Raw genomic sequence first — 17137 nt, forward strand, 5'->3', positions numbered from 1 at the left:
AGGCGAAAAATGAAGAATAAACTAGGGCATTTAATACTTAAACATAAATGGAAAATAATTTTTTTCCTCGTACTAAGTATATGGTACTATTTCTGTCTACCGCAAAGACTTTTTAACGTCCCTTATTCCACAGTCATTGAAAGTAAAGAAGGTATTTTACTAGAGGCACATATTGCTAAAGATGAACAGTGGCGTTTTCCTCGAGTAGATAGCGTTCCTTATAAGTACAAACAGAGTGTACTTTTTTACGAGGACGAGCACTTCTATTCCCATCCTGGATTTAATCCTATCTCAATTTTAAACGCCATGCAACAAAATTTTGAGGCTGGTAAGGTTGTACGAGGAGGAAGCACTATTACTCAACAAGTCATTAGATTAGCTCGTAAAAAAGAACGCTCCTACTATGAAAAGTTAGTTGAATTAATATGGGCAACCAGATTAGAATTAAAACTTTCTAAAGATGAAATTCTAGAACTCTATGCCTCACACGCACCCTATGGCGGTAATGTAATCGGACTAGAAATGGCATCATACCGTTATTTTGGAAGAAGTCCGCATGAATTGAGTTGGGCAGAAAGCGCCACACTAGCTGTATTGCCCAATGCACCTGGTCTTATCTATCCAGGTAAGCGACAAAATCAATTAAAACAAAAACGCGATCAGCTATTGTTTAAATTAAAGGAGAAAGGAATAATAGATCAAACAGATTACGAATTATCAATTGCTGAAAGAGTTCCTGATAAGAATTTTAATATCCCTAGAAGTGCACCTCATTTGCTCAATAGAATTAACAAGGAATATGGTACTGCTAGAGTAACCACTACTATTGAGCATGATATGCAGCAAACGGTAAATCGTATCGTAAATAATCATTACCAAAAACTAAAGCTTAATGGAGTACACAATCTCTCAATGCTTGTACTGGATATTGACAATATGGAAGTGGTAGCCTATGTAGGTAATTCACCTACTACCAGTGAGCATGGTAAGGATGTAGACATTATTACAGCACCGCGCAGTACAGGAAGCGTATTAAAACCTTTCTTATATGCCAGCATGATGGATCAAGGTGAACTGCTGCCCAAAACATTTGTTCCAGATGTCCCTACCCTAATCGACGGCTTTAGAACTGAAAATTTTAATCGTTCTTATACAGGAATGATTCCTGCTGATAAAGCACTGGCGCGATCACTTAACATCCCTGCTGTACGGTTATTGCAACAACATACTGTTCCTAGGTTTTATAACAAGTTACAACAACTACAATTAACTGATGTAAATAGAGGAGCAAACACGTATGGGCTGAGCCTAGTAATTGGCGGTGCAGAAAGTAGTTTATGGGATATGTGTAAAGCCTATGCCGTTCTTGCAAAACAGCTTAAGGATTACGAAGCTCACAACAGTGAGTATCATTATGGGTTATTTGAGCAACTTACTTACATCAAAAAAGATAATAGAGATTCCGCTTTCGCGAAAGCAGAATTAACAAAAAACTCACAGGAAACCAACTGGTATCTAGAACCAGAGATTTACGGAGCTGGCAGTATTTACCAAACCTTTGAAGCAATGAAAACGGTAAATCGACCTGAAGGTGAAGAAATCTGGCATTTTTTTAATCCAGATAAAGAAATCGCCTGGAAAACAGGAACAAGTTACGGTAACCGAGATGCGTGGGCTATAGGAGTAACACCAAAGTATGTTATTGGTGTATGGACAGGAAACGCCGATGGTGAAGGTCGGGCAGCAATGACAGGAATAGACAGTGCGGCGCCGGTACTTTTTGATTTATTTAATCGTTTACCGCAAGAGCCTTGGTTCAAGCCTCCGTACGACGATCTAGCGCACATAAACACATGTTCAGTTACCGGTTACTTGCCTAACCCTGATTGCCCACAAACTTTATCCTATATTCCCAGCAATGGTACCCGTTTTGCTGCTTGCCCTTTTCATAAAAAAATTAATATCGATAAACAATCGGGAAAAAGAGCTACAACCGATTGTAGAGAAGTAAATGATCTGGAGCAAAAAACTTACCTAATTCTACCACCCATAGAATCTTATTTCTACCAAAAGTCCACTCCTGCTTTTACCGCTGTACCTGATTACTTAGAAAATTGTTCTTTAAAATTAGAACCTATTATGAGTATAATGACTCCGCAACATAATAGCATCATAACTAATACCATCAATGTAAATGGAGAACTAAATCCGGTAATATTTCAACTGGCTCACAAACGTAACAACAACACAGTGCACTGGTATAAGAATAATGATTACATAGGTGTTACTCAAGGAATCCATGAAATGCCAATCACTGCACAAAAAGGAAAGCATTTAATTACCGCAGTTGATGAAAGTGGCTATCAAATTAAAATTCAACTTACGTTTAAATAATTACTTAAGCTTACCACCTTTTTCGGTCCACCAACCGGTGGTCTTTACTTTTAAGGCACCACTTTTTACAAGCGGATCCTGATTGGCAAGACTGTCTGCCATTTTTAAACTGGGTGTATTATAAACAACAATTCCTCTCCATTCCTTACCGTTATTCATTGGTCCTATTAAAGAAGCATGACCTAGGTCATACATTTTGGAAAGGTAGGCCAAATGATCTTGTTGTAATTGAGACAACACTTCCTTAGGAATACTATCATTATCACCAGATAGCAGTTGAACCATAAAATACTCTTGCATTAAATAATGTTTGTTTGCTTCTTTATAAGTAAACACATTATAACCAAGCTTTTTCAAGGAATCAGATTTTTGAATCAATTGAATTGAATCCGTAATTACTTCATCTGGAAGATTGTCTTCTATTTTTGAAGTTTTGTTTGAAGTATTGCAGCTTAAAATTGTAGTAATTAAAATTAAGCTAATCCAATATTTTACCATGTTGAAAAGGGATTTTTACTAATGTATGAATTATAGTATTTGTTATTTCCTGTTACTTCTTCACCTAACCATTCCGGCACATCAAACTCATCTAACTCTGAGTTCAGCTCAATTTCGGCTATTATTAAACCGGCGTTCTCTTTTTGAAATAGATCCACCTCAAAAAAATGGGTACCTATCGGTATCTTATATCTAATTTTATGAATAGGCGTCGGTAAGCACAGTTCCAATAAAGCTTCTGCTTCACTTATACTAATTTCCTTTTCCCATTCCAGGCGCTTAAGACCGTCATCAGTACTAGGTCCTTTGATCGTTAAATAACCACTATGTTCCTGTATTCTTACACGTACAGTGCGACAAGGATCGGTAGTTAAATAACCTTGAATCAATTGCACACCTTGATATTCTTTTAAAAATTCTGTGTTGGATACTAAAAATTTACGCTCTATTTCCTCATTAATCATGGCATAAATATCGTAAAAGCTAGGGTATATTTATATTTGCTCTATGCAAATTCCATCTGGAAAGAAAATATATTTTTCAAGCGACAACCATCTAGGCGCTCCTACTCAAGAGTTAAGTAAACCTCGAGAACAACATTTTTTGAATTGGTTAGACACCATTGAAAAGGATGCCGCAGCACTTTTCTTGTTAGGAGACTTGTTTGACTTTTGGTTTGAATACAAAAGAGTGGTTCCTAAAAATCATGTAAGAGTTTTAGGTAAATTGGCTACCATGGCAGATAATGGGTTGCCTATTTACTTTTTTGTAGGAAACCACGATTTATGGATGTTTGGTTATTTTGAAGAAGAATTAGGTATACCTGTATTTCACAAACCCAAATCTTTTGAATTTAACGGCAAAAAATTTTTAATAGGTCATGGTGATGGTTTAGGTCCTGGTGATAAAGGTTACAAACGCATGAAAAAGGTATTCACCAACAAGTTTTTTCAGTGGTGTTTTAAATGGATTCATCCGGATATTGGGGTAAAACTAGCAACCTATCTTTCCGTTAAAAACAAACTTATATCAGGGGACGAAGACGCTAAATTTTTAGGTGAAGAAAATGAGTGGCTTGCTCAATATGCTAAAAGAAAACTTACTAAGGAACATTATGATTTTTTCATATTTGGTCACAGGCATATGCCCATGACTATCAAAGTTGGTGAGAAAAGCACTTATTATAATTTAGGTGATTGGATTTCACATTACACCTACGGAGTTTTTGATGGTAATGATTTTCAACTAGAGCATTTTCCGTTAAATATTAGGGAATAATTTATCATTTCTAAGGATTAATAGATAGTTATTTAAGTGGTAACCGGTAGTAACTTTGTGCCATTAAACTTTTATAACCACAATCATGAAATCATATTTACAATTTATAAGTATTATACTTTTGCTTTACAGCAACTTATCCTACTCACAAGATTATAAAGACAGAGATAGTCTACCTGAAATTACAGTCACCGCAACATCTGACAAAACGTATAACTCTACCATCTTTAAAAGAAGTACTTTACGTAAAAGCGCACGATTAAGTAAAGGAAATTTAGAACAATTCAAAAACACATTAAAAGCCCAAGTTTCTAAGAAACTGGTTTTAACTGAAAAGGAATGGAGGTTACTCTATAATCAAGCTCAAAAACTTACTTTGAACTATAAATTAGATCAATTACCATCTGTACTTTAATGTGGTTTAAGGTCCTTGATACGTAGCTGCAAACTCGTTACACCTTGCCAGCTATTCTCCTCAAGGACATAAACCACATCAAATGGCTTGTTGTTCTGTATTATGGAAATACAATCTCCTAAATTAAAACCTATGGCAGGTATTTGGATAGATGAGTTTACATGGGGTTTGATAGCAAGTTTTAAATGCTTTCCGTTTTCTCCTATACGCTTTGCATATCCAGAGTCATAGACCGCTCTGCTCAAAAATACCGGTCTCATATTTCTGGGACCAAAGGGTGCCATTTGTTTTAAAATTCGATACAATTTACCTGTAATTCTTTCTAAAGGAAGTAAGGCATCAATTTTTAATTCTTTAGTAAGTAGTTTTTTATCTATAGTGGCACAAACCACCTCTTCAAATCTCTTTTTAAAATTTAAAAATTGCTCTGGTTGCATGGTAAGTCCAGCTGCATATTTATGTCCTCCAAATTGCTCTATGAACTCACTGCACTGTTCTAGAGCATTATAAACATCGTAACCTGAAACACTGCGAGCACTAGCTGCAAGCTTATCTCCATTTTTAGTAAAAACCAGTGTAGGCCGGTAATGCGTCTCAGTTAGTCGCGACGCCACTATGCCTATAACACCTTTGTGCCAGTCTTCCTTAAAAACAACACTAGTAAAAAGTTTTTCTTCCTTGTTGTCGTGAATTTGTTGCAAGGCTTCTTCAGTAATAAGTTGATCTAGCTCGCGACGATCTTGATTGTATCTATCAATTTCTTTTGCCTTTAATCGGGCCTGATCGAGATCCTGTTCCACTAAAAGGTCAACAGCATACAAACCATGCTTCATTCTACCAGCTGCGTTTATACGTGGTGCTATAATGAATACAACATCGGTAATGTCTAAAATATTTTTTTTAACCTGTTCAATTATGGATTTAAAACCAGCTCGAGGTGATGTGTTTATAACATTGAGACCATGGTAACACAAAATTCTATTTTCGCCAGTAATAGGGACAATATCTGCAGCTATAGCAGTTGCCACCAAATCTAGATAAGGTATAAGTATTTCAAATTCCCAATCGTTGTGTTGCACTAGCGCTTGACAAAGCTTGAACCCAACTCCACAACCGCACAGTTCATCATACGGGTAAGAACAATCATGCTGTTTAGGATCGAGTACAGCGACTGCATCAGGAACAAATTTACCTGGTCTATGATGGTCGCAGATTATAAAGTCTATTCCTTTTTCTTTGGCATATTTTACCTTGTCGATAGCTTTTATTCCACAATCCAAAGCTATGATTAATGAAATATCATTATCGTGGGCATAATCAATTCCCGCATAGCTTATCCCGTAACCTTCCTTATATCTATCTGGTATGTAGGTAGTAACCTTATCATAGAAACTACTTAAAAAGGAAGACATTAAAGCAACTGCTGTAGTCCCATCTACATCATAATCACCATAGACCATTATAGTTTCATTGTTCCCGACGGCTTTTTGAATACGATGAACAGCCTCATTCATTCCTTTCATTAAAAAAGGGTCATGTAACTCCTCTAGACTAGGTCTAAAAAAGGATTTCGCTTTCGCGAAAGCGTCAATACCACGTCCTACTAATAAACTAGCAAGAATAGTGTCTACATTAAGTTCTTTTGAAAGCTGCTCGACTAGAACAGCATCAGGTTGTGGTGATAAAGTCCAACGCATAACCTCAAATATAATCGCTACATGAAAAAATCATCATGCCTTACACATATAAATTCTCTATTTTTAAGGAAACAAAATTTTAATTCTATGCCATTAGTCACACCACTAGATGCTAATCACGATCCCGAAACCAAAGAACTCGCAACGTTTTTTAATGAGACACTAGGTTTTTGCCCAAATTCCGTTCTTACTATGCAGCGTAGACCAGCAATTTCCAAAGCATTTATTCATCTAAACAAAGCCGTAATGGCAAATGAAGGACGAGTGACTAGTGCATTAAAAAGAATGATTGCCTGGGTAAGTAGTAATGCAACTGGTTGCCGCTACTGTCAAGCGCATGCAATACGTGCCGCAGAACGCTACGGTGCCGAACAAGAAAAGCTGGACAATATTTGGGAATATCGTACACATCCCGCATTTAATGAAGCCGAGCGCGCAGCACTGGATTTTAGTCTAGCCGCCAGTCAGGTTCCTAATGCAGTCGATGAAACTATAAAAAAGCGCCTACACGAGCATTGGAATGACGGTGAGATAGTAGAAATGTTAGGAGTGATTTCTCTCTTTGGTTATTTGAACAGGTGGAATGATTCTATGGGAACTACCCTGGAACAAGATGCTATCGACTCTGGCAATCAGTATTTAGGTAAACATGGTTTTGAGGTAGGTAAGCATGTCTAACTATCTAATCTGAATGTGTATATGATCATCGTGTCTAACTGCATGACAACCGTGATATCTGATTTTACTATTTTTTAAATCCAATCTTTTTACAAGGTGCGGTTCTATAAAAATCTTCGTAACCTGGGCATTTTTTGTCAATGAATTAATTAGATCTCTTGTAGCAGTTTCATTCAGTTGTAAGCCATTATTAACCGTTCCAAAAGTTAAGAATCTAGCATAATCGTATTGAAAATACCCTTGTTCCTTACAAGCCATAGGTTGGTCATGCTCATGTGATTTAGGTTTTACAAAAAAACCATAACCTGATAAGGTAGGAACCTTATTAACAAAACGGTTATCCTTTGAATAAATAAAGGATAAATCTAATTTTTTACCATCATTATGGCTTAAGTGAGGAAAAAGAGGAAAGCCATGCCAAAAAGGAAAATTAGCATCAAGTAGATTAATTTTAATTCCTGGATATTTTTTTGCTAGTTCTTCTGAGCTTTCTAGAACAATTTGATTTAATTGTGGCGTAACGTAGTTACGGTTACATAATATATAAAACCAAGAAACATTTTTTACGTGATCAGATTCTAAGACTCTTTCTCTGCCAAATTGTGGAGCAAGGAAAGGTATTATCAAAAACGTACTAAAAACGTAAAGCGATAAAAACAATACAGTTGTTTTTATCGCTTTATAAGATTTTGTGTTTCTAAAAAGGACTCTAGAAAAAAGGTAAAGCAATCCACCTATTTGGGTAATCAGTGTAAGGACTACGATTAAAAATAAATCTCCTAGATATTTAAGAACCTTCAACAATTATTGATAAGATGTAAATCTTAATAATTTACTTTGATTATTTTCAAAATACTCTACTATAAAAACTTCTCCTTCAAAAAAACCTACCCCAGACATCGTTTCGCCTTGTACAATATAACTGCCTGATCTAGTTAACCTTGCAACAGCATACAACTCATCATCCTTAAGTAACTCCAGTTTTCCGTCCTTTCTTTTATAGGTTAGTTTAACTGAATCATTATCAATTTGTACACTTTCAGATATTCTTCTTTCAATAATTTTTTCCGACTCTTCTTTTTGTGTACTTTCTATGAATTCGTCTTCCAAATCAGGTTTCGAGTCTTGATAAGGTTCAACAAAATCAGCAAGCTGTACCATTGCCCTTCGTGTAGCTTCAAAGTAAGCCTTATCAAACTTTTTAATACGACTTGAAGCACTAACACTTGCTATTACTTCCTGAGAACAATCATTAAAATTAAATGTAAGAGTTTGTTTCAAAGTTCCGCTCTTGATTACTTCTAAAAACAATGTGTTACACGAGCCTTTATTAACATCTATAGGCAATACACTAGTATTCATATATGAAGCCAAGTCATATTTTTCCAATTCAAATTGGATAAGTTCGTTTAATCGATATTCATTAACCTCATTTTGAAAACCATATTGACTTTGAATTACTATATACTTAAAGCCTTTTACACTGTTAGACTGCGAATTAATCAATTGGAGGCTAAATAACGCTAAGATTAAACAAACGAACTTCATACCTAAACTTTAAACCAATTTAGGTTCTAGAACCCATTTAAATTTTGTTATGTCTTGTGAAATTTTCATTCGTTGCCCTATGCGTTCCATACGAGCTGGTAGCTTCATTAAATAATCACGAGCTTTTTCTGCTTCTTCATTTAAACCTTCGATATTAGGAATGTCCCATTTATCGATAAGCTTTCTCATAATATCAACATAATCTTGTGCAGTATAGACACCTATACGTTGAGCACTCATAGAAAAATCCTCAAACGCTTGTCCGATTCCTTGACCAGATTCTCTCAAAAAGTGAGCTGGCATGATGATCTTATTTACCATCATATCCTTAAAAGCAATCATCATGTTTGATGGATCTACTTTAAAGATCTCATCTACAAACGTACAATAGGCTTGATGGTGTCTCATCTCATCTCCAGAAATTACACGACACATCTTTGATAGGGCCTTATTTCCATATTCCCTAGCAAGCTTTGCCACTCGGTTATGCGAGATGTAAGTAGCAAGTTCTTGAAAACTTGTGTAAATAAAGTTTTTATAAGGATCTCTATCAGTTCCTATATCAAATCCATCATTAATCAAATGGTGTGTGGTAATTTCTACCTCACGCATATTTACACGTCCTGATAGGTATAAGTATTTATTAAGCACATCACCATGACGATTTTCCTCGCCAGTCCATTGACGCACCCATTTTGACCAAATATTTCCCTTACCTTCTACTTGATTAACGCCTTCTACATCCATCAACCAAGATTCGTAAGTTGGCAAGGCTTCTTCTGTAATAGTATCACCCACTAAACATACCCAGAAATCATAAGGCAATTCTTTAGCTAGCTCACGCAGTTCTTTTACATCTTCCTGCCAATTATCTTTAGTAAGATCAGGAAGAAAATCTGTAGGTTGCCAGATTTTTTCTACCGGGATTAAAAATTGATCCATGAAGGATTCTACCTTACTCTCTAAGGACTGCATCACTTCAATTCTGATATTTTTTAGAGTTTTCATATTTCTTTTTGTTGGGGAAATTATTGCTATTACGCTTTCGCGAAAGCGCTATAAAAATAGCTCATATCTATTTAAACAGCTGTGCTTGATATATTATTGTGAACAATTTGCTGTGCTTGTAGTATAACTTGCTCGTGATCCTGACCTTTAATAGGTATGGGTTGATGTGTGGTAAAATAAATGTGATTACCTATACCGTAAGGAAATTTTCCATATCGATCAATTTTCCAACTGTTGTTCACGCTTACTGGAACTACAATAGCATCGGGCATATATTTAAATAGAGTGAGTAATCCATTTTTTTGAAATGGTTTAGGAACTCCTGTTCTTGAACGAGTTCCTTCAGCAAATATGACTACAGATCTTTTTTTCTCGTGAGCGTTTTTAGCAAATCTAGTAAGAGCAGTGATTGCCTGCCTGCGATCCTTGCGGTCAATGGCGCAATTTTCACCTATTCTCAGATTCAAGGATATGCTAGGAATCCCTTTAGCTAGCTCTATTTTTGCCACAAATTTTGGGAAATACTTTCTTAGGTAAAAAATAAGTGGTGGTATATCAAACATACTTTGATGATTACACACAAAAATATAACTGGGTCCTACGGGTAAATCGTGTTCAAATTTTGCGCTAAAAGTATTAAATAATGGCAGTTGGGTCATCATCAAAAACCAATTGAGAATAGCAACTGATTTTTGATGCAAATCATGTCCACCTATCCTGTGCGCTATTAGTTGAATAGGATGAAAAATAACTAATGACAGAAAGAACAACAAAAAGTGTATTACCGTCAAAGGATAAGAAATGATTTTTTGCATGTGCAAATATAAAATTCAATGCGTGCATACGATATGATTAAACCATCAATCGGTATGCACGCATAGTAAGTTGTATTAAATACTGATTAACAGTGCTCGTTGTAAGCTTCTTTTAGATTTTCGGCAATCATTTCTGCTGGTCTACCTTCTATATGATGACGCTCTAACATGTGCACCAATTCTCCATTCTTAAACAATGCCATAGATGGTGAACTAGGTGGAAAAGGAATCATTTGAGAACGTGCAGCGTCCACAGCTTCTCTATCAACACCTGCAAAAACTGTTACTAAATTGTCTGGCTTCTTATCGTTTTCTAACGAGTACTTTGCTCCTGGTCTAGCATTAGCTGCGGCACAACCACAAACAGAGTTTACAACAACTAATGTTGTACCTTCTTTTGCTAGCGCATCATTTACTTCTTGAGCTGTATATAAGTGTTCAAAACCTGCGTTACCTAAATCATCACGCATAGGTTGTACTAATTCTGCTGGATACATAATTTATTTTTTTACAAAGATAATAGGTTAATTAGCTACCACATTATTTATACTATAATAAAGAATGATTGTAATTGAGTTTTTGACTATGAATGCAACGGCATGGTCACTGTGAACTGAGTCCACTTCCCATATTCTGTTTCCATTTCTATAGAGCCGTCATAACTTTCTACTATTTGCTTTACCATAGCGAGACCTAATCCCATACCACTGTTCTTAGTTGTAAATTTGGGCTCAAATATTTTGTTTACATTCTCTGGAGCTACTCCTGTACCATTATCCCAAACAACTATTTTTATTTTATCATCATGCCTATTCACACTTACTTTGATAATGGGATTCTCCTGCCCTGACAAAGCTTGGGTTGCATTTTTCACAAGATTAGTCACTACCCTAATTAATTGTGTGCGGTCAAATATGGTTTTTAGAGAGCTTTCATTTTGGGTATATTCAATATAATTCTCATTGAATATATCCAGTGCTAGTTGGGTGACTCTATTGACATCTATCTCTTCATTTTTTTGGGCTGGCATTGATGCATAAGTAGAGAATGCACTAGCAATATTGCTCATGACATCAATTTGTTCTATTAAACTAGCGCTAAACTCTTTTAATTTCTCTTTGGCATTACTATCACTAGGATCAAAACGCATTTCAAAACTTTGCACAGTAAGCCTCATAGGTGTTAATGGATTTTTAATCTCATGAGCTACTTGCTTTGCCATTTCGCGCCAGGCTTGTTCACGTTCACTGGTAGCAAGTTTTACAGCACTTTCTTCCAGTTGATCTACCATGTTGTTATAGGAATTTACAAGCATGTTGATTTCTTCACTTCCTTTATAATCAATAGGTAGTTTTTTATTACGGGTGGCAATGTTTATTATTTTAAGTTGATTGCTTATTTTATTGATAGATTGAGTAATGTAATTAGACAAAAAATAACCTAATACTAATGATATCAAAAACATTATTATGTACACTAAGGAGAGTCTTTTAAGAAACTCCTCGAGTTCATAATTCATAAAATCATCGTTTTCCAAATACGGTAAGTTTAAAATCCCAATGTTTTTAAACTTATTATCTGTCAAATAAGAATAGCTACTTCTATACTTTTCTCCGTTTTCCTCAAATTTTCTTATGTACCTATTTCCTTCGGCATTTTTTAAATTTTTGATAGTTGCTATAGGAATAGTCTCTTTAATACTATCTGTAGAAAAATTGGCTCTAGAGCTTATTAAAAGCTTTCCTTCCAGATCATAGATATTAATTTCCATTCCTAAAACAGAACTTATTTCTTGAATGCGTTCTTTAAAAATGAATGGAAGATTTTCCGTTTTGATTTCAAAATCAGTTCTACGTAAAACATTTGCGGTACTCTTAAGCACTGAAGCCTCTTTGCGCTCTAGACGGCTCTCGTGATAATCTTTTGCCTGTTCCTTGAATTGATAAATGGACATACCAGCAATTAGAACACTAGTAATAACCATAAGTAACATCATGGATATAAATATCCTATTTCGCAGACTGCTGGTGAATAATCTCATTAAAGTAAAAATAGCAAATATTAAGCCATAGTAATAGGATTATTTTAAATCGTCTTTCCTATAAAAATACGTTGAATCCACTTGTAATGCGGCTTTTTGTCAACTAGTATAACTCCTTTATATCTAGCTGTTTTTATTTTTTTGAGCACCCTATATGAATAGAGTAAAAAAATAAACAGCAAGACTAATACTCCTATTATAAAATAAGTAAACCGCATGCTAGTAAATTAGTATAAGTCACTCTTAAGAAAAATTAATTTGAGTGAAAGGTCTTACAAATTAGCTTAAATGCAAATAAAACAGACAACTTAGAATTAAAATTATGGAAGTTTACTATATCGTTGTCTAGTAATCTCGTAAACAGTGAAGGATTCTTGCCCCTTTTGAGGATAAATTTCTGCAGGTTGCATACCGTTGCGCAACGCAACATTGATAGAACTTTTATTATCGTTATGAATTACAGATATTAATCTGTTTCCAAAATCTTGATCCCATTTTGCTCTAAAAGCCTCATTTTTCAAAAATCGAGCAATTTCAGTAGCATATCCTTTGCCCCAATAGTCAGGAAGTAATGAATAGCCAATTTCTAGATGAGTGTTTCCTCCAAATTCCTGAACAAGCAATCCTGCTTGTCCTATAAAATTCCCAGACTCTTTGTCCAGAATAACGTTCATGCCACCTTTTTCTTCCTTGTAACGACTCATCGACTTTTCAAACCATTTCTCACATTGCTGAAAAGGAGTTAATTCATCACTCATTGCAAAATAAGCAGCTACCTGAACTTTCTCAAAAAGTGGTAGCCAGGAATCAAAATCTTCATAAACGAGTTTGCGTAACCTCAGGCGATCAGTTTGTTCACCGTGAAGCAAATAGGAATTCATAGTAAGCTTTAATTGTTAGTTATTTAACTGACCAGTTAATAACCATGCTTGATCAAACCCTAGCTTTCTTAAACGGTACAGTTCATTAATGGCGTCATTTTTTTCGTGAAAACTAGAAAATGCCACATTGTGCAGTCCATACTTATTTATTCCTATTCTTTTAGCGTCGTGACCTGCATTTTTTAATTGAACTACTCGCTTATCAGCATTTTTAGGATCTCTAAATGCACCAGCAACAATATGGTAATTCTTTTTAGGTTGTGCGACTTTAACGGCTACTTGAGGAATGGGATCTGTTATTAAGAAACTAGCTTGTTCAATTTGTTGATCTAGTTTTTGTTCAGCCATTTGCTGTACTAAATCCTGATTTTTTATTGAAGTTACTTCATATTGATTGTAACCTACATAACTTAATCCTAGCAGCAAAGCACCTACCGCGGCGTATTTCCACCATTGAGAATTATTAGAACCTTCGTTTTGAGCTTCAGCTTTTCTCACCTCGTTAATAGCGATAACAGGTGTTTCAACAGCGGTACTGTCGTTCTCTTGATCGATTATAGCACGATCTACTTGATATAATTCTTGTGATGATAGACCAAATGCTTCTGGCAGGTAATTCACTAAATACATCGGTGTAAATACCTTAACACCTTCTTCATTAAGTGCTATTCTACCAATCTTTGGTAACGTTATCGATTTACTATTTTCTAGTTCTAAATCTAGTCTTCTAACCTCGTTACGAACCAGTTGTTGCGCATCAGCATAAGGAACTTTCTCAACGCTAGAAACATAATTAATAAGTAATCCATCATTTTGAAGGATTTGACTATTGAAGGAAATCCCTTTTTTGGGTGGATAAAAACTGTTGCTAGATTCAAAATATTGTGCAGATACTCGACGAGTTAAAAAAGCACCAAATTCAGGCACCACTACACAATCATGTCTATATAGTAAATCAGATATGTAAGCTACTAATTGCATAATACAAACATAAAATTTAATCCTCAAGAATCAAGGTCTTTTGTACACTAGTTATTAAGAATTGATATCAAAATCTCGTGAATCATTCATTTTTAGAAATATACCACTTAAAAATTTGACTTATTTCAATCATTTTTTGAATCATTTAATGTAATCCTGAGTTATAACAGCTCATTAAAAAGAAGTAAATTTGCAACCCAATTTGAATAAGGATGCTTGATCAAGTAAAAGAACACATTAATAAAGTCCAAAATTTTGAAGCTCAATCTAAGGAAGCAATTGAAGCTTTTAGAATAGAGTATTTAGGTAGTAAGGGAATTCTCAAAGAACTTTTTACAAAGTTCAAAGAAGTACCTAATGATCAGAAAAAAGATTTTGGCCAGGCCATTAATGAATTGAAACAAAAGGCCACTGATAAGGTAGCTCAATTAAAAGCATCGTTAGAAGATAAACAAGAAGAAGCTGGAATTTACGGTGATCTTACTCGTAGCGGTTACCCTACCCCAGTAGGAGCACGTCATCCAATAAATGTGGTGAAAAATCAAATTATTGATGTTTTCTCTAGAATAGGTTTTAATGTGAGCGAAGGTCCAGAAATTGAAGATGACTGGCACAATTTTACTGCCCTTAATCTTCCTGCACATCACCCAGCTCGTGACATGCAAGACACCTTTTTTATTCAAACTGATCCCGACGTATTACTGCGCACACATACATCAAGTGTGCAAGTGCGTTATATGGAAAATAATCAACCACCTATACGTACTATTTCTCCAGGTAGAGTTTTTAGAAACGAGGCCATAAGTGCAAGAGCTCACTGTATTTTTCATCAAGTTGAAGGATTGTACATAGATAAAAACGTAAGCTTTGCAGACTTAAAACAAACCTTACTTTACTTCACTAAAGAGATGTTTGGTAAATCAGAAATACGTTTAAGACCATCTTACTTCCCGTTTACAGAACCTAGTGCCGAAGTTGATATTTACTGGGGTCTTGAAACTGAAACTGATTATAGAATAACAAAAGGTACCGGATGGTTGGAAATTATGGGCTGCGGAATGGTAGATCCAGCAGTGCTACAGAATTGCGGTATAGACCCTAATGAATACAGCGGTTTTGCTTTTGGAATGGGTATTGAGAGAATAGCGATGTTGTTGTATCAAATAGGTGATATACGCATGTTTTTTGAAAATGATGTACGTTTCTTAAAACAATTTAGTAATTCATTGTAATGTCAGGTTCACGCGTCATATTTGTGTATAATGCAAATTCTGGCGCAATAAACGCAGCCTTGGATAGTGCTCACAAGATATTGAGCCCGAAAACCTATAATTGTGCTCTTTGTAATCTTACCCATGGTATTTTTAATGAGAAAGAGGAATGGTTACGCTTTCGCGAAAGCGTAGATAAACTTTCAAATCTATCTTTTGAGTTTTTGCACAAGGACGAGTTTGAAAAAAACTATAAATCTAAGTGGCTACCTAAATACAGCTATCCAATAATATTAACTACAAACCAAGGACAAGAGATCGAGGTACTAGCATCTAGTCTAGAACTATCAGAATGCAAGGAGACCAAAGACCTCATTTCATTGATCGAATCAAGATTAAAAGAGCATAATATAGAATTATGAAAAAAGATATTATAATACCGGTGGTTAAAGATGTATATGTTGCCATAGTCAAAGAATGGAACGATGATTTTTCATCCAATGACTGGAACAGTTACATCATCAATAATACAAGAGAACCACTAGAGACCTGTATGATAATGACCAGAGGAAAACATAAGGACGGACGCAAAACCAGCACAATGCGACATGCATTTAAGGTAATTAAAGCACGTAGTTATGAGAAAATAGAACTCATGATGGAAGAGGTGTTTCCTTTTGAAAACGAATTCATTGTTAGTTATTTCAAAGGAGACACTTTATATGACAAAACTTTTATTGCAAACCCTAATTCAATAAGTGAATCTAACTTTAAAGATATTCCTCTAATGGACCAGGAAGGTATCTTATTAGATTAGAATACTTTAAATGAAAGACAAAAAAAGAGCCGCTATTAAAAGCGGCTCTTTTTTTGTGTCGTTAGATATACTATTGTATTCCTAATTCCTTTTTAACATCAGCAGTGATGTCATAACCATCTGCTAGGATTAAACCAGTACCTGTAGTTGAATCTAGTACGTACTGAAAATTCTTTTCTCTAGCTACTTTTTGAATAGCATTTCTTACTTTTTCAAGTAATGGCTTAAGTATATCAACACGCTTCTGACCGATAGCTTGTTGAGACTGAGAATAGTATTCCTCTAATTTCTTTTGACCTTCTGCAAGTTCTTGCAATACACGCTCATTTTCTTCTTTACTGCGGCTAGGGGCAGCTTGTTGAGCATTTTGGTACTTTGTTTTAAGCTCCTTATCCATCTCGTCTAAACGTGCTAAATAAGTTTTCTCTAGGTTACGTAGTGTTTTTTCTGCCTGTTTTGCTTCTGGCATAGACTCTACGATATCCTGTGATGCTACGTGACATACTCTACTATCTTGCGCTTGTAGACCTACACTAAATATAAAAGCTGCAATGGCTATTATAGTTTTCAATTGTTTCATTTCTATTGCTTTAATTTATTGATGAATTTTTATTGAAGCGGCTGCAAATATAATAAGTTGCTGCTTACTCACCGCCTTCCTTTTTCTTTTGTGCTTCTTCTCTCTTTTTTCTAAGCTCTTCTTGACGTTTTTCTCGTGCTGCTGCTCGCGCTGCCATAACACTGTCACGTTTTTGTTTACGTAATGCCAGTAGGGAATCTCTACGTTTTTGAAAGGCTGCTGCTTTAGCAGCTTTAATAGAATCTCTTTCTCTTAACCTTTCAGCTCGTTCCATTTCCTTCTGCTCTATTAGTTT

The 17137-nt window shown here is 35.3% G+C and carries 20 protein-coding genes; 7 read left to right on the forward strand and 13 right to left on the reverse strand.

What is annotated here, in order from left to right; genetic code table 11:
• Positions 1–9: 9 nt before the first annotated feature.
• Positions 10–2394 (forward strand): penicillin-binding protein 1C, encoded by a 2385-nt coding sequence (gene pbpC / locus BST91_RS10285; RefSeq protein WP_085775336.1) that lies wholly within the window; start codon positions 10–12, stop codon positions 2392–2394.
• Here the strand turns inward: pbpC and BST91_RS10290 are convergent, their stop codons facing one another.
• Both BST91_RS10290 and BST91_RS10295 read right to left on the reverse strand, forming a co-directional pair.
• Positions 2395–2892 (reverse strand): YciI family protein, encoded by a 498-nt coding sequence (locus BST91_RS10290; RefSeq protein WP_042277175.1) that lies wholly within the window; start codon positions 2890–2892, stop codon positions 2395–2397.
• The gene (locus tag BST91_RS10295) at positions 2886–3356 is read right to left on the reverse strand and encodes a CYTH domain-containing protein (RefSeq protein WP_085775337.1); all 471 of its coding nucleotides are present in this window, start codon (positions 3354–3356) and stop codon (positions 2886–2888) included. The genes BST91_RS10290 and BST91_RS10295 overlap by 7 nt, the downstream gene beginning before the upstream one ends.
• A 43-nt stretch (positions 3357–3399) precedes the next feature.
• Between BST91_RS10295 and BST91_RS10300 the strand changes: the two genes are divergently transcribed.
• Positions 3400–4170, forward strand: coding sequence for a UDP-2,3-diacylglucosamine diphosphatase (locus BST91_RS10300; RefSeq protein WP_060523644.1), 771 nt, complete (start codon positions 3400–3402; stop codon positions 4168–4170).
• Positions 4171–4255: 85 nt separating this feature from the next.
• Complete coding sequence (locus BST91_RS10305) at positions 4256–4585, forward strand: hypothetical protein (protein WP_085775338.1); 330 nt, start codon at positions 4256–4258, stop codon at positions 4583–4585.
• Here BST91_RS10305 and recJ read toward each other — a convergent pair.
• Positions 4582–6282: a single-stranded-DNA-specific exonuclease RecJ gene (gene recJ / locus BST91_RS10310; RefSeq protein WP_085775339.1), complete on the reverse strand. Its 1701-nt coding sequence runs from the start codon at positions 6280–6282 to the stop codon at positions 4582–4584. The two genes, BST91_RS10305 and recJ, sit on opposite strands and share 4 nt — an antisense overlap.
• 87 nt (positions 6283–6369) lie before the next feature.
• Between recJ and BST91_RS10315 the strand changes: the two genes are divergently transcribed.
• Complete coding sequence (locus BST91_RS10315) at positions 6370–6960, forward strand: carboxymuconolactone decarboxylase family protein (RefSeq protein ID WP_042277166.1); 591 nt, start codon at positions 6370–6372, stop codon at positions 6958–6960.
• Here BST91_RS10315 and BST91_RS10320 read toward each other — a convergent pair whose 3' ends face one another.
• The 8 genes from BST91_RS10320 to BST91_RS10355 all read right to left on the reverse strand — a co-directional run bounded on the left by BST91_RS10320 (position 6961) and on the right by BST91_RS10355 (position 14234).
• Entirely contained in the window at positions 6961–7761 is an 801-nt protein-coding gene (locus BST91_RS10320) for a hypothetical protein (RefSeq protein ID WP_042277324.1), read from the reverse strand. It abuts the gene before it with no gap.
• 3 nt (positions 7762–7764) lie between these two features.
• Positions 7765–8466, reverse strand: coding sequence for a hypothetical protein (locus BST91_RS10325; RefSeq protein WP_085775340.1), 702 nt, complete (start codon positions 8464–8466; stop codon positions 7765–7767).
• Between the two features lie 51 nt (positions 8467–8517).
• Positions 8518–9516: an acyl-ACP desaturase gene (locus tag BST91_RS10330; RefSeq protein ID WP_042277162.1), complete on the reverse strand. Its 999-nt coding sequence runs from the start codon at positions 9514–9516 to the stop codon at positions 8518–8520.
• Between the two features lie 71 nt (positions 9517–9587).
• Complete coding sequence (locus BST91_RS10335; protein ID WP_085775341.1) at positions 9588–10331, reverse strand: lysophospholipid acyltransferase family protein; 744 nt, start codon at positions 10329–10331, stop codon at positions 9588–9590.
• An 86-nt stretch (positions 10332–10417) separates the two neighbouring features.
• A complete protein-coding gene (locus BST91_RS10340) occupies positions 10418–10828 on the reverse strand; it encodes a BrxA/BrxB family bacilliredoxin (protein WP_042277158.1) in 411 nt (136 codons plus the stop codon).
• Between the two features lie 86 nt (positions 10829–10914).
• Entirely contained in the window at positions 10915–12372 is a 1458-nt protein-coding gene (locus BST91_RS10345) for a sensor histidine kinase (RefSeq protein ID WP_244895606.1), read from the reverse strand.
• Between the two features lie 320 nt (positions 12373–12692).
• Positions 12693–13253, reverse strand: coding sequence for a GNAT family N-acetyltransferase (locus tag BST91_RS10350; protein WP_085775343.1), 561 nt, complete (start codon positions 13251–13253; stop codon positions 12693–12695).
• 15 nt (positions 13254–13268) lie between these two features.
• Positions 13269–14234, reverse strand: coding sequence for an HU domain-containing protein (locus tag BST91_RS10355; protein ID WP_085775344.1), 966 nt, complete (start codon positions 14232–14234; stop codon positions 13269–13271).
• Between the two features lie 212 nt (positions 14235–14446).
• Between BST91_RS10355 and pheS the strand changes: the two genes are divergently transcribed.
• From pheS to BST91_RS10370, 3 genes are read left to right on the forward strand one after another with little or no spacing between them, the layout of a single operon-like run.
• Positions 14447–15466: a phenylalanine--tRNA ligase subunit alpha gene (gene pheS, locus BST91_RS10360; protein ID WP_085775345.1), complete on the forward strand. Its 1020-nt coding sequence runs from the start codon at positions 14447–14449 to the stop codon at positions 15464–15466.
• Positions 15466–15867, forward strand: a complete 402-nt coding sequence (locus tag BST91_RS10365; RefSeq protein ID WP_085775346.1) for a hypothetical protein — start codon at positions 15466–15468, stop codon at positions 15865–15867. Before pheS ends, BST91_RS10365 begins: the two co-directional genes overlap by 1 nt.
• On the forward strand, positions 15864–16262 hold the full coding sequence (locus tag BST91_RS10370; protein WP_042277149.1) for a hypothetical protein: 399 nt from the start codon (positions 15864–15866) through the stop codon (positions 16260–16262). The genes BST91_RS10365 and BST91_RS10370 overlap by 4 nt, the downstream gene beginning before the upstream one ends.
• A 70-nt stretch (positions 16263–16332) precedes the next feature.
• Here the strand turns inward: BST91_RS10370 and BST91_RS10375 are convergent, their stop codons facing one another.
• Both BST91_RS10375 and BST91_RS13320 read right to left on the reverse strand, forming a co-directional pair.
• The gene (locus BST91_RS10375; RefSeq protein WP_042277147.1) at positions 16333–16842 is read right to left on the reverse strand and encodes an OmpH family outer membrane protein; all 510 of its coding nucleotides are present in this window, start codon (positions 16840–16842) and stop codon (positions 16333–16335) included.
• Between the two features lie 64 nt (positions 16843–16906).
• Positions 16907–17116: a hypothetical protein gene (locus BST91_RS13320; RefSeq protein WP_244895608.1), complete on the reverse strand. Its 210-nt coding sequence runs from the start codon at positions 17114–17116 to the stop codon at positions 16907–16909.
• Between the last annotated feature and the right edge of the window lie 21 nt (positions 17117–17137).

Origin of the sequence: Nonlabens tegetincola (genome assembly GCF_002117085.1) — a bacterium.
Taxonomy (GTDB): domain Bacteria; phylum Bacteroidota; class Bacteroidia; order Flavobacteriales; family Flavobacteriaceae; genus Nonlabens; species Nonlabens tegetincola.

What these genes read in the sequence shown, in the direction of transcription:
- BST91_RS10335 (WP_085775341.1), bottom strand. Translation starts at nt 10,331, where the DNA reads ATGCAAAAAATCATTTCTTATCCTTTGACGGTAATACACTTTTTGTTG.
- BST91_RS10330 (WP_042277162.1), bottom strand. Translation starts at nt 9,516, where the DNA reads ATGAAAACTCTAAAAAATATCAGAATTGAAGTGATGCAGTCCTTAGAG.
- recJ (WP_085775339.1), bottom strand. Translation starts at nt 6,282, where the DNA reads ATGCGTTGGACTTTATCACCACAACCTGATGCTGTTCTAGTCGAGCAG.
- BST91_RS10300 (WP_060523644.1), top strand. Translation starts at nt 3,400, where the DNA reads ATGCAAATTCCATCTGGAAAGAAAATATATTTTTCAAGCGACAACCAT.
- pheS (WP_085775345.1), top strand. Translation starts at nt 14,447, where the DNA reads ATGCTTGATCAAGTAAAAGAACACATTAATAAAGTCCAAAATTTTGAA.
- BST91_RS13320 (WP_244895608.1), bottom strand. Translation starts at nt 17,116, where the DNA reads ATGGAACGAGCTGAAAGGTTAAGAGAAAGAGATTCTATTAAAGCTGCT.
- BST91_RS10355 (WP_085775344.1), bottom strand. Translation starts at nt 14,234, where the DNA reads ATGCAATTAGTAGCTTACATATCTGATTTACTATATAGACATGATTGT.
- pbpC (WP_085775336.1), top strand. Translation starts at nt 10, where the DNA reads ATGAAGAATAAACTAGGGCATTTAATACTTAAACATAAATGGAAAATA.
- BST91_RS10350 (WP_085775343.1), bottom strand. Translation starts at nt 13,253, where the DNA reads ATGAATTCCTATTTGCTTCACGGTGAACAAACTGATCGCCTGAGGTTA.
- BST91_RS10295 (WP_085775337.1), bottom strand. Translation starts at nt 3,356, where the DNA reads ATGATTAATGAGGAAATAGAGCGTAAATTTTTAGTATCCAACACAGAA.
- BST91_RS10315 (WP_042277166.1), top strand. Translation starts at nt 6,370, where the DNA reads ATGCCATTAGTCACACCACTAGATGCTAATCACGATCCCGAAACCAAA.
- BST91_RS10375 (WP_042277147.1), bottom strand. Translation starts at nt 16,842, where the DNA reads ATGAAACAATTGAAAACTATAATAGCCATTGCAGCTTTTATATTTAGT.
- BST91_RS10370 (WP_042277149.1), top strand. Translation starts at nt 15,864, where the DNA reads ATGAAAAAAGATATTATAATACCGGTGGTTAAAGATGTATATGTTGCC.
- BST91_RS10345 (WP_244895606.1), bottom strand. Translation starts at nt 12,372, where the DNA reads ATGAGATTATTCACCAGCAGTCTGCGAAATAGGATATTTATATCCATG.
- BST91_RS10305 (WP_085775338.1), top strand. Translation starts at nt 4,256, where the DNA reads ATGAAATCATATTTACAATTTATAAGTATTATACTTTTGCTTTACAGC.
- BST91_RS10340 (WP_042277158.1), bottom strand. Translation starts at nt 10,828, where the DNA reads ATGTATCCAGCAGAATTAGTACAACCTATGCGTGATGATTTAGGTAAC.
- BST91_RS10365 (WP_085775346.1), top strand. Translation starts at nt 15,466, where the DNA reads ATGTCAGGTTCACGCGTCATATTTGTGTATAATGCAAATTCTGGCGCA.
- BST91_RS10290 (WP_042277175.1), bottom strand. Translation starts at nt 2,892, where the DNA reads ATGGTAAAATATTGGATTAGCTTAATTTTAATTACTACAATTTTAAGC.